This window comes from Methylobacterium sp. WL116 (assembly GCF_008039455.1).
In the GTDB taxonomy this organism is placed as follows: Bacteria; Pseudomonadota; Alphaproteobacteria; order Rhizobiales; family Beijerinckiaceae; genus Methylobacterium.
In genome coordinates this window covers 1-11010 of record NZ_VRUV01000109.1, presented here as the reverse complement: position 1 = coordinate 11010, position 11010 = coordinate 1, and the positions used below count along the sequence as shown (strand labels likewise).

Below are 11010 nucleotides of genomic sequence, written 5' to 3'. Positions count from 1 at the left end.
CCGGTCGGGTGGGCGCGGATATGTGATTAAGAGCCTGGTTCTCGGTGGTCGCCGGGCCGGGGATGCGGCCGGCGCCGCGTTCCGTCGTGGACGGGCTGACGCTGCCGAAGGCCGGCGCCGACCTCGTCCTCAACCCGCTCTATCGCCGCGACGAGACGGGCGGGTATGCCATCGCGTGGCCCTCAGAGCGCTACGAGGCCGAGTACGCGCCGCACGTCACCTACCCGCTGCGATCGGACGGTCCCGAAAGGCTGGTCTTTTCTGGCGGCATCGAGGCGGCGGAGATCGGACGCGTGCGCAGCCGGGAATTCGTCGACCTTCCGGAGCGCTGGTGATGGATGCCGTCCGCTGGGGCATCGTCGGCTTCGGCTGGGTCGCCCGCGACTACATGGCGCCGGGCATCCGCGCCGCCGGGCACCGCCTCGTCGCGGTGTGCGACCCGGGGGCGGCCTCCCGCGCCGCCGCCGAGGCCGAGGGCGCCCGCGCCTACGACAGCCTGGACCGGCTGGTCGCCGACCCGGAGATCGAGGCGGTGTACGTCGCGACGCCCAATCACCTCCACCGGCAGGCGGTCGCGGCGCTGGCGGCGTCGGGCAAGGCGATCCTGTGCGAGAAGCCGATGGCGGCGAGCCTCGGCGACGCCGAGGCGATGGCCGCGGCGGTCGCACGGTCGGGGGCGTTCTACGGCACGGCGTTCGATCAGCGTCATCATCCCGGCCATCGCGCCCTGCGCGACCGGATCGCCGATGGCCGGCTCGGCACGGTGACGGCGATCCGCATCGTCTACGCCTGCTGGCTCGGGCGCGACTGGGCGGCCTGCCCCGGCCAGGACAACTGGCGCATCGATCCGGCGCAGGCCGGCGGCGGCGCCTTGATGGATCTGGCGCCGCACGGCCTCGACCTCGTCGACTACCTCCTCGGCGAATCGCTGATGGACATCGCGGCCCTCACGCAGGCGCGGGCCCAGGATTACGCGGTCGACGACGGCGCGCTGCTGATCGGGCGGACCGAGAGCGGGGTGCTGGCGAGTCTCAACGTCGCCTACAACTGCCCCGACGCGCTGCCGCGCCGCCGCCTCGAGATCGTCGGCACCATGGGCCTGCTCACCGCGATCGACACGATGGGCCAGACCGCCGGCGGCACCGTGACCTTCACTGATGGTGCGACCGGCGCCTCCGAGCCCGTCGCCTTCGACGCGGAGGCGTCGCCCTTCACCGAGCAGGTCCGGGCCTTTGGCTCGGCGCTGCGGCGTCCGGCGGAGCGGGAGGCCTACTCGGCGGCACGCGACCTCCACACCATGCGGCTGATCGCGCGGGCCTACGGCGCGCTCGCCCCAGCAGACGGACCGAACACGTGACCGAGAACGACCAGGACGACCGCGCCCGCGATCCGCGCATCAAGGCGCCGCGGCCCTACAGCTTCGGCGGCCCGCGCCGGATCGAGGGGCTGCCGCAGAACCTGCCGGAGCCGGTGCGCGCCTATCTCGACATCCTTCCGCCGGGCCGGATCGTCGGGTTCCCCCTGGCGCCGCTCGACCGCACCGGCATCCCGGTCTGGTTCGTCTCGCTGTTCCTCGACGATCCGTTCTTCGTCGGCGCGATGCCGTCCGGCATCGGCTACGGCGCCACCGACGACGAGGCGCTGATCGGCGCGGTCGCCGAAATCGCCGAGAACCTGATGCCGTCGCTCGCGGTGATGCCGCGCAAGAAGGAGCGCGCGAGCTACCACGACCTCGTCAAGGTCTACGGCGCCGGCTCGGTCGCCGACCCGCTGACCCTCTGCCTGCCGGCCGGCTCCCCGGTGGGGCGCGACACGGTGCTGGAATGGACCGCGGCGACGCGCGCCAGGACCGGTGCGATCGTGCTAATGCCGCTCGACATCGCGGCCACCGATTATTTCGAGCTGTCGGAGGGCTACAAGCCCTTCACCAACCTGATCACCAACGGCCTCGGTGCCGGGCCGGACGTGCCGTTCGCGCTCGGCCACGGCGTCCTCGAGCTGCTGCAGCGCGACGGCAACGGCCTCCTGTTCCGTGCGCTCGACCAGGGCGTGATGCTCGACGTCTCGGAGGGCCTCGGACCCGAGACGCGGGCGATGCTCGACCGCCTCGACGCGCTCGGCATCCGGGCGCTGCCGAAATTCGCCACCGACCAGTTCGGGCTGACCAACCTCTACGTCGTCGGCTACGACAAGGATCCGGCCGACGCCCCGGTGCCGATCGCGCTCTCGGCCTGCGGCGAGGCCTGCGACCCGGATCGCGAGCGTGCGCTCCGCAAGGCGTTGCTCGAGTTCCAGGCCGCCCGCGTGCGCAAGGCTTTTGGCCACGGGCCGCTCGCCTTCGCCGAGCGGGTGACGCCGCCGGGCTACGTCGGCGCGTTCATCGAGAAGGCGCTGCCGAGCCTCGACCTCGAGGAGAGCCGGGCGCTGAAGGCCATGCTCGAATGGATCGTGCTGCCCCCCGAGGGCCTGCGCGACGTCCTGAAGGACACGGTCTATTCCGAGCGGGCGACCAAGGCGTTCACCGACCTGCCGACGACCCCAGCCGCCGACGGTCACGCGCGCGGCAAGATCGCCTGCGACCGGCTCGACGAGGCCGGGTTCGACATCCTCTACGTCGACTGCTCGCCGGTGGGCGGCGCGGTCGGCGTTGTCAAGGCGATCGTGCCGGGGCTCGAGGTCGAGACCATGAGCTACTACCGCATCGGCGAGCGCAACGCCCGCAAGCTGATCGAGCGCGACCACCCGCTGATCACGTTCGGCACGCCGAGCGAGACCCTGCTGCCGGTTCGGCTGACGCCGGAGGCGATCGAGCGCTTCGGCGGCCAGCCGCTGTTCGACACCGCGCTGGCGGAGTCGATCGTCGGCAGCCACTATCCGCTCTACCGCGAGCCGGAATCGCACCATGCCCCGTTCCGGCTGGAGCAGACGGGGAGGGCCGCGTGACGCTTCGCTTCGCCTACAACACGAACGGTGCGGCCAACCATCGGCTCGACGACGCGATCGACCTGATCAAGGGCGCCGGCTACGACGGCGTCGCCCTGACGCTCGACATCCATCACCTCGACCCCTTCGCGGAGGGCTGGGCGACGGAGGCCGGCCGGGTTGCGAGCCGCCTGGAGAAGCTGGAGCTCGGCTCGGTGATCGAGACCGGCGCCCGCTTCCTCCTCGATCCGCGCGCCAAGCACGAGCCGACGCTCGTCACCGCAGACGCCTCGGCCCGCGCGCGCCGCGTAGGCTTCCTCAAGCGTGCGATCGACATCGGCGCGATGCTGCATTCCGAGGCGGTCTCGTTCTGGGCCGGGGTGCCGCGACCGGGCGTCGACCCGGCCGAGGCGCGGGGCTGGCTCGTCGAAGGCTTGACCGAGGTCGTGGCCTACGCCGCCGAGAAGGGGGTGGTGCCGTGCCTCGAGCCCGAGCCGGGCATGCTGATCGAGACGCTGGACGACTTCGCCGCGCTCGAGGTGGGAGGCCTGCGCCTCGCCCTCGACACCGGCCATTGCCTCGTCACCGGCGAGCGCGACCCGGCGGCGGCGGTCCACGAATTCGCCGGACGCATCGGCACGGTGGCGATCGAGGACATGAAGCGCGGGGAGCACATCCACCTGCCCTTCGGCGAGGGCGACATGGACGTGCCCGGCATCCTCGAGGCGCTGGAGGCCATCCGCTACGACAAGCTGATCTGCGTGGAGCTGTCGCGCGAGAGCCATCGCGCCGACGCGATGATCCCGGCCTCGCTCGAATACCTCCGCAGCTGCCGGCGCGACGGGCCGCCCCTTCCGGACGACCAGGAGACCCGGCGGCAATGAGGATCTGCTTCGTCAGCCGGCGCTACTTTCCGGCGATTTCCGGCATGAGCGTCTACGCGCAGAACTTGCTGCGCGAGCTTATCCAAGCCGGCCACGACGTGACGATGGTCTCGCAGTATCGCGGCGACGCGTTCGGCACCCGCGTCTACGGCGGCGGCCCGCCGCCCGCGGTGCCGGGCGTGCGGGTGATTGGCCTCGAGCAGGTCGGCGAGCAGACGAGCGGCGACTTCGAGCGCGACATCGACACGATGGTCGCGACCATCCGCGACGAGCACGCGCGCAAGCCCTTCGACGTCCTGCACGCGCAGTACGGCTACCCGACCGGGTGGGCGGTGCTGCTGGCGTCCAAGGCGCTCGGCGTGCCGAACGTGGTCTCGATCCAGGGCGGCGACGGGCACTGGGTCGGGTCGTGCTGCGAGACCCATCGGGTCGCGATGTGCGAGGTGCTGGCCCATGCCAACGCCCTGTTGATCGGCGGCGCCTCCTTCGTCGACGAGGTCTGCGACCGGCTCGGCTCGGACCCGGCCCGCTTCACCATCGTGCCCGGCGCCGTCGACACCGCGCGGTTCGCCCGCGGCGGCGACGGCCTGCCGGCGCCCCATGACGGACCGGTCCGCCTGTTCTATCACGGCCGCGTCGACCGCCGGAAAGGCGTGCTCGACTTCATCCAGGCCCTGGCGATCCTGCGCGAACGCGGCACGCCGTTCGCCGCCACGATCTCGGGCATCGGCCCCGACGTGGAGTCCTCGCACGCGCTGGCCGCGGAACTCGGGTTCTCGGACGCCGAGATCCGCTTCACCGGCTACGCCGATTACGACACCGTTCCGAGCCTCTATCGACAGGCCGACGTCTTCGTGTCGCCGACCTACGCGGAAGGCTTCTCCAACACGATCCTGGAGGCGATGGCCGCGGGGCTCGCGGTCGTGTCCTGCCACGCGGTCGGCGTCTCGGACTGCCTGCGCGACGGGGAGAACGGCCTCCTGACGATGCCCGGCGACGTGCCGGCGCTGGCCGAGGCGCTGACGCGGATCGTCACCGACGCGACCTTGCGCCGCCGCCTCGCCGGGGCCGCCCTGGAGGAATGCCGCCGGGTGTACTCCTGGACGGCGGTCGGCCGGCAGATCATGGCGGTCTACGGCGAGGTCGTGCACGCGGCCCCGGCGACGGACTTCGCGGACACGCTCCCGCACGATCCGGCCTGCCGCTTCCGCGCCGAGCCGCACCTGCTCTAGCCGCAAGCCCCGATCCGATGCCCACCGCGCTCGCCCTGTCTCCCCACCTTGACGATGCCGCCTTCTCCTGCGGCGGCACGATGGCGACCCTGGCCGCGTCGGGCTGGCGCGTGGTGATGGCGACGGTGTTCACGCAGAGCGTCCCCGGCCCGACCGGGTTCGCGCTCGCCTGCCAGCTGGACAAGGGGCTCGACGCGTCGGTGGACTACATGCGCCTGCGCTGCGCCGAGGACGAGGCGGCGGCCCGCTGCCTCGGGGTCGAGGTGCGTCACCTGCCGTTCCGCGAGGCGCCGCACCGCGGCTACGGCTCGGCGCCGGACCTCTTCGCCGTGCCCCGTGCCGACGACGGCATCGTCGAGCACCTGGTCCTCGCCTTCCGGGCGCTGCTCGACGACATCGCACCGGACCTGATCCTCGCGCCGCAGGCGATCGGCGGCCATGTCGACCACTTGCAGGTGGTCGCGGCCTTCCGCAGGACCGGGTCGCGGCAGCCGGTGCTGTGGTGGCGGGATTTCCCCTACACCGTGCGCGACACCGTGCCGAAGGCGCCGCTCGCCGCCTCCTTCGCCGGCCTGCCGGTCCGCCAGGTCGACCTCGATCCGGCCGCGCAGGAGGCGAAGGCCGAGGCCTGCGCCGCCTACGCGACGCAGCTCGGCTTCCAGTTCGGCGGACGCGCGGCGCTGATGGACCGTCTCGGCGCCGAGGGCGGGCGCGAACGCGTCTCGGTCGCGGGCATCCTGCCCGACGGCTGTCCGGGGTTCGATGCGGCCGCCTGAGCCCGGCACGCTGAAGAGCCTGGCCGACCCGGAGGTTCTGGCGGCGCGACGGGCGATCCGCGATGCCGGCCACGTCGCGCCGCTCCGCGCGATGGCAGCCCGGATCGCCCGAGAGTTCGACGCCCCCGTTCCCGACCCGGATCCCCTCGACGGCGGCATCCACGCACGCCTGCTGCTCCTGCTGGAGACGCCGGGACCGGCGATCGTCCGCACCGGCTTCGTCTCGCGCGACAACCCCACCGGTACCGCGGCCAACCTGTTCCGCTTCCTCGCGGAGGCGGGGATCGCGCGGGCCGACACGCTCATCTGGAACGCGATCCCGTTCGTGATCCATGCCGAGGGCGCCCTGAACCGGGCACCGCGACGCTCCGAGATCCGTGCCGCGGCGCCCTGCCTCGCCCCGCTGCTCGCGCTCCTGCCCGACCTCGCCGTCGTCGTCCTGTCCGGCCGCGTCGCCGGCATGGCGCGTGAGACCATCGCCGTGCTGAGGCCGGGTCTTCCCGTGGTCGCGATCCCGCATCCGAGCCCGACCTACGTCTGCACCGCGCCGGACGTGGCCGCGCGCATCCGCGCCGGGTTGGGCGAGGCCGGCGTCATCCTGCGGACATGCGGCACGGCGAGAACCGGCTTTTCCGTGCCCGATTGAGAACGAGCCGGTGCGGTCGCTGGCCTTGGAGCGCCGATGGTTCTACATGCGGGGCAACGGGCAACGGCCCGAAACATCCGGCATCGAACCCGCGGCCCGCTCGCCGGCCGGGCGGGATATCCGGCGGAGGCGGACGCCGATCGGAATGAACGTCCACGATCAGCATCGCGGAACGCGCGATCATGCCGAGACGGCCGCGCCAGACGCGCCGATCCCGGCCGACGCCACGGCGGGCAAGGGCCGGCGCAGCCGCTACGCCTGGCTCGGCACCGCGGCGAGCATCATCCTGTTCGCCGTCTCGCTCGGCGTCCTGTGGAAGCTGGTCCAGACCGTCACCTGGGCGGATCTGCGCAAGGCGTTCGTCGAAGCCAGCTCCGACCAGCTCGGCCTCGCCTTCCTGTTCGTCTTCGTCAGCTACCTCTTCCTCACCGGCTACGACGCGCTCGCCCTGCGACAGCTGCGGATCAAGGTGCCCTACCGGATCACCGCGCTCGCCTCGTTCACGAGCTACGCGGTGAGCTTCACGCTCGGCTTCCCGCTGCTGACCGCCGGCACGATCCGTTACTGGATCTATGCGCGCCAGGGCCTCACCGCGGCGAAGATCGCCGCGCTCACGGTCATCGCCGGCTTCACCTTCTGGCTCGGCATGGGCGTGGTGCTGGGCTTGAGCCTGATCATCGAGGCGAGCCAGCTCGCGGGCCTCGCCTTCACGTCGATCCGGATCAACCAGGGCGTCGGGCTGTTCGCGCTGGCCCTGGTGCTCGGCTATCTCGGCTGGGTCTCGGCCAAGCGCCGGCACGTCACCATCCGGCAATGGCGCCTGGAGCTGCCGGGCGCCTCCGTCTCCCTGGGGCAGATGGTGGTCGGCATCGGCGACGTCTGCGCGGCGGCCGCCGTGCTGTACGTGCTGATGCCGGCGGGCCTCTCCATCGGCTTCACCACCTTCCTGGCGATCTACGTCCTCGCGGCGATGCTCGGCATCGCCTCGAACGCGCCCGGCGGGCTCGGCGTGTTCGAGGCGACGATCCTGCTGGCGCTGTCGAGCCTGCCGCGGGAGCAGGTGCTGGGCTCTCTGCTGCTGTTCCGGATCTGCTACTACGTCGTGCCCTTCGTCACCGCGCTGGCGATGCTCGGCGCCTACGAGATCGTGAAGCGGGCGGGCCGCGCGCGCGGAGAGCCGTGAGCCTCGGCGGCCGCGAGCATGCCTGAGGCCGCCACGAGCCGGGCGGCCTGGACCAGCGCGGCGACGGCGGTCTCGCTCGTCGGTCTCTTCGCGTACCACCGCGGCCTCCTCGACGGGCCGATGATCGCGGCGGGGCTCGCGGCGATCTGCGTCGGCGGCTTCCTCGCCACCCGCGGGCGCGACGCGATCGCCGCCGCACCGAGCCTGCGCCAGACCGATCGCCACGCGGTCGCCGAGGCGCTGCTCGCCAACATTCCCGACCCGGTAATCCTCATCGACCGCCGCGCGGTGGTGATCGAGGCGAACCCGGCGGCGCGGGCCCTGCTGCCGGCCTTGCGCCTGCGCCACCCGCTCTCCTTCGCCCTGCGCGCGCCGGACGTGCTCGACGCGGTGGAGGCGGTGCTGCGCACCGGCGCGCCCGCGAAGACCACCTACGCCGTCCGCGTGCCGACCGAGCGCGCCTTCGAGGTCCAGATCGGCGCGCTGCCGATGCCGGAGGGCGGCCAGCCGAACGTGGTGCTGTTCCTGCGCGACCTCACCGCCGCGCGGCGCCTGGAGGCGATGCGGGTCGATTTCGTCGCCAATGCCAGCCACGAGTTGCGCACGCCGCTGGCCTCGCTCCTCGGCTTCATCGAGACGCTGCAGGGCCCGGCCCGTGCCGACGCGCCGGCCCGCGAGCGCTTCCTGGGCATCATGCACAGCCAGGCGCAGCGGATGACCCGGCTGATCGACGACCTGCTCTCGCTCTCGCGGATCGAGTTGCGCGAGCACGTCGCACCGACCCAGGTGGTCGACCTCGGCACGATCGCCCGCCAGATGGTCGATGCGCAAGGGGCGCTCGCGGCGGCCCGCGGCGTCGCGGTCGTCCTGGAGGCGGGGGAGGGCGCGTATCCGGTGCTCGGCGAGCCGGACGAGCTGCTGCGCGTCGTCGAGAACCTGATCGAGAACGCGGTGAAGTACGGCGGCCGCAGCGTCGTCGTCGGCCTGGCGCGGACGCGGGACGCGCTGCTCGGCAGCCGCATCGTGCTGAGCGTGCGCGACGACGGGCCGGGCATCGCCCCCGAGCACCTGCCGCGCCTGACCGAGCGCTTCTACCGCATCGACGTGGCGTCGAGCCGCCAGAAGGGCGGCACCGGGCTCGGCCTCGCCATCGTCAAGCACAGCCTCAACCGCCACCGGGGCCGCCTCGCCTTCGAGAGCGAGGTCGGTGCCGGCACGGTGGTGCGCGTGACGCTTCCCGAGCACCGCCCCCGCGCCGCGGCGGAGCCGACGGCGGAGGCCGATCAGCCGTAGGCGGCGATCGCCCGGGCGGAGCCGGGCTCGGCCACCTCGAGCCCCGAGCCGACATACTCGTTGAGCTTGTTGCGCAGCGTCCGGATCGAGATGCCGAGGATCTTGGCCGCATGGGTGCGGTTGCCGAGGCAGTGGTCGAGGGTGTCGAGGATCAGGTCGCATTCGACCTGCGCCACGGTGCGGCCGACGAGCCCGCGGGTCGCGGCTTCCGCCACCTGGGCCGCGCGCGTCGCGGCACCGACCGGCGCGGCGATCGAGTCGCCCTCCGGCGTCAGGATCGCGTCGGCGCCGATCTCAGGGCCGGAGGCGAGCAGCACCGCCCGGTGCAGGGTGTTCTCGAGCTCGCGCACGTTGCCGCGCCACGGGTTCTTCAGCACCATCTCCTGCGCCGCCCGCCCGAGCGGCCGCACCGGCACGCCGTTCACCTCGGCATACTTCTTGGCGAAGTGCGCGGCGAGCTCGAGGATGTCGGCCGGGCGCTCGCGCAGGGGCGGCAGGCGCAGGTGGACGACGTTGAGGCGGTAGAACAGGTCCTCGCGGAACGTCCCCTTGCGGACCTCCTCGGCGAGGTTGCGGTTCGAGGTAGCGAGCACGCGGATGTCGACCTTGACCGGGGCCGAGCCGCCGACGCGGTCGATCACCCGCTCCTGCAGCGCCCGCAGCAGCTTGGATTGCAGGCGGACGTCCATCTCCGAAATCTCGTCCAGCAGCAGCGTGCCGCCGTTGGCCTCCTCGAAGCGGCCGATGCGCCGGGCGACCGCGCCGGTGAAGGCGCCCTTCTCGTGGCCGAACAGCTCGGATTCGAGCAGGGCCTCGGGGATCGCGGCGCAGTTGACCGAGACGAACGGCTTGTTGCCGCGTGCCGACTTCTGGTGGACGTGGCGGGCGAGCACCTCCTTGCCGGTGCCGCTCTCGCCGGTGATCAGCACCGAGGCCTCCGAGCGGGCGATCTGCTCGGCCAGGCGCACTACCTTCTCCATCGAGGCGTCGCGCCAGACGAAGGCGCGTCCGTCCGCCGAGACCGCCTCGAGCACGGCGGCGATCAGGTCCGGGTCCGGGGGGAGGGGGATGTACTCCTTGGCGCCCGCCTGGATCGCGGCGACGGCGGCCTTCGCGTCGGTGGTGACGCCGCAGGCGACGACCGGGGTGCGGATGCGCTCCTCGCTCAGCGCCGCGACGAGGTCGCGGATCGAGAGCCCGACATCGATCATGATGAGGTCGGCGCCCTTGGCGCGCAGGACGTTCAGCCCCTGCGCGACGCCGTCGGCCTGGGTCACCGCCGCCCCGCGGTTCATCGCGATCTTCGAGGCGGTGATCAGCTCGCCGTTGAGCCGTCCGATGATCAAGAGCCGCATCGCGGTGTCTCCGTTCTAACTGTGTCGGCGCCGCGGACCGCCCCGTCGTGCACGGCGGAGCGCGGGGCCCGGGTCTCAAGAGGTCAGCGGTCGCCCTTGACGATCTCGGTCATCGTCACCCCGAGGCGATCCTCGACCAGGACGACCTCGCCGCGGGCGACGAGGCGGTTGTTGACGAAGATGTCGACCGCCTCGCCGACCTTGCGGTCGAGCTCCAGCACCGCCCCGGGGGCGAGGCGGAGCAGGTCGCCGATCGGCATCCGCACGGCACCGAGCACCGCCGACACCATCACCGGCACGTCGAAGAGCTGCTCGAGGTCGGAGGCGCTCTTGGGCGTCGTCGGCACGTCGCGGATCGAATCCTCGCCCGCGAAGGCCGGATCCTGGTCGCCGAGCTGCGGCAGGCTGAAATCGTCGGACATCGGGCTCTTTCGATCTCTCAGGGTTCGACGGTGGTGCCGAGGGCATCGAGGACCGCGGCCTCGATGCGGGCGCGCTCGCGCACGATCCCGCCGTCGGCCCACTCGATGCGGGCGTCGCCCGACGCCATGTCGGGATCGCCCAGCACGACGAGGCGGCCCTCGTAGCCGCGCTCGCGCGCCAACCGCTTCATCAGCCCCTCGGCCTCCTCGACGAGGCCGTCATGGACGCGCACGACAAGGTGCGGCACGCCGCGCAGGTGCTGGAGGGCGGCACGCGCCGCCTCGCCGCGATCGGCG

At 72.4% G+C, this 11010-nt stretch carries 10 protein-coding genes and 2 pseudogenes; 9 read left to right on the top strand and 3 right to left on the bottom strand.

Features of this window, described 5'->3' with window-relative positions; genetic code table 11:
• Window positions 1-38: 38 nt before the first annotated feature.
• From FV223_RS10890 to FV223_RS10850, 9 genes and pseudogenes are all read left to right on the top strand, one after another.
• Window positions 39-335: pseudogene (locus FV223_RS10890) on the top strand (methyltransferase type 11); the annotation flags it as partial.
• Window positions 335-1357, top strand: coding sequence for a Gfo/Idh/MocA family oxidoreductase (locus FV223_RS10885; protein ID WP_147727064.1), 1023 nt, complete (start codon window positions 335-337; stop codon window positions 1355-1357). The pseudogene FV223_RS10890 and the gene FV223_RS10885, both read left to right, overlap by 1 nt.
• Window positions 1354-2943, top strand: coding sequence for a YcaO-like family protein (locus tag FV223_RS10880; protein WP_147727063.1), 1590 nt, complete (start codon window positions 1354-1356; stop codon window positions 2941-2943). Before FV223_RS10885 ends, FV223_RS10880 begins: the two co-directional genes overlap by 4 nt.
• Window positions 2940-3806 carry a sugar phosphate isomerase/epimerase family protein gene (locus tag FV223_RS10875; RefSeq protein WP_147727062.1) on the top strand — a complete coding sequence of 289 codons (867 nt, stop codon included), beginning with the start codon at window positions 2940-2942 and terminating at the stop codon, window positions 3804-3806. Before FV223_RS10880 ends, FV223_RS10875 begins: the two co-directional genes overlap by 4 nt.
• Window positions 3803-5038: a glycosyltransferase family 4 protein gene (locus tag FV223_RS10870; RefSeq protein ID WP_147727061.1), complete on the top strand. Its 1236-nt coding sequence runs from the start codon at window positions 3803-3805 to the stop codon at window positions 5036-5038. The genes FV223_RS10875 and FV223_RS10870 overlap by 4 nt, the downstream gene beginning before the upstream one ends.
• 17 nt (window positions 5039-5055) lie before the next feature.
• Window positions 5056-5814 (top strand): PIG-L family deacetylase, encoded by a 759-nt coding sequence (locus tag FV223_RS10865; RefSeq protein WP_147727060.1) that lies wholly within the window; start codon window positions 5056-5058, stop codon window positions 5812-5814.
• Complete coding sequence (locus tag FV223_RS10860) at window positions 5801-6460, top strand: uracil-DNA glycosylase (RefSeq protein WP_147727059.1); 660 nt, start codon at window positions 5801-5803, stop codon at window positions 6458-6460. The genes FV223_RS10865 and FV223_RS10860 overlap by 14 nt, the downstream gene beginning before the upstream one ends.
• A gap of 145 nt (window positions 6461-6605) precedes the next feature.
• Window positions 6606-7643 carry a lysylphosphatidylglycerol synthase domain-containing protein gene (locus tag FV223_RS10855; RefSeq protein ID WP_147727058.1) on the top strand — a complete coding sequence of 346 codons (1038 nt, stop codon included), beginning with the start codon at window positions 6606-6608 and terminating at the stop codon, window positions 7641-7643.
• An 18-nt stretch (window positions 7644-7661) separates the two neighbouring features.
• Window positions 7662-8936: an ATP-binding protein gene (locus FV223_RS10850; protein ID WP_243934901.1), complete on the top strand. Its 1275-nt coding sequence runs from the start codon at window positions 7662-7664 to the stop codon at window positions 8934-8936.
• On the opposite strand, the gene FV223_RS10845 is transcribed toward FV223_RS10850, so the two are convergent.
• The 3 genes and pseudogenes from FV223_RS10845 to FV223_RS10835 form a co-directional block, all read right to left on the bottom strand.
• Window positions 8927-10291, bottom strand: coding sequence for a sigma-54 dependent transcriptional regulator (locus tag FV223_RS10845; protein ID WP_147727057.1), 1365 nt, complete (start codon window positions 10289-10291; stop codon window positions 8927-8929). The genes FV223_RS10850 and FV223_RS10845 overlap by 10 nt on opposite strands.
• Before the next feature lie 83 nt (window positions 10292-10374).
• Window positions 10375-10713 (bottom strand): flagellar motor switch protein FliN, encoded by a 339-nt coding sequence (gene fliN / locus FV223_RS10840; RefSeq protein ID WP_147727056.1) that lies wholly within the window; start codon window positions 10711-10713, stop codon window positions 10375-10377.
• 17 nt (window positions 10714-10730) lie between these two features.
• A pseudogene (locus tag FV223_RS10835) lies at window positions 10731-11010 on the bottom strand (flagellar assembly protein FliH); the annotation flags it as partial.

Excerpts from the sequence above, each read along its gene's own strand:
- FV223_RS10845 (WP_147727057.1), bottom strand. The coding sequence starts at position 10,291 with ATGCGGCTCTTGATCATCGGACGGCTCAACGGCGAGCTGATCACCGCC.
- FV223_RS10850 (WP_243934901.1), top strand. The coding sequence starts at position 7,662 with ATGCCTGAGGCCGCCACGAGCCGGGCGGCCTGGACCAGCGCGGCGACG.
- fliN (WP_147727056.1), bottom strand. The coding sequence starts at position 10,713 with ATGTCCGACGATTTCAGCCTGCCGCAGCTCGGCGACCAGGATCCGGCC.
- FV223_RS10885 (WP_147727064.1), top strand. The coding sequence starts at position 335 with ATGGATGCCGTCCGCTGGGGCATCGTCGGCTTCGGCTGGGTCGCCCGC.
- FV223_RS10865 (WP_147727060.1), top strand. The coding sequence starts at position 5,056 with ATGCCCACCGCGCTCGCCCTGTCTCCCCACCTTGACGATGCCGCCTTC.
- FV223_RS10870 (WP_147727061.1), top strand. The coding sequence starts at position 3,803 with ATGAGGATCTGCTTCGTCAGCCGGCGCTACTTTCCGGCGATTTCCGGC.
- FV223_RS10860 (WP_147727059.1), top strand. The coding sequence starts at position 5,801 with ATGCGGCCGCCTGAGCCCGGCACGCTGAAGAGCCTGGCCGACCCGGAG.
- FV223_RS10855 (WP_147727058.1), top strand. The coding sequence starts at position 6,606 with ATGAACGTCCACGATCAGCATCGCGGAACGCGCGATCATGCCGAGACG.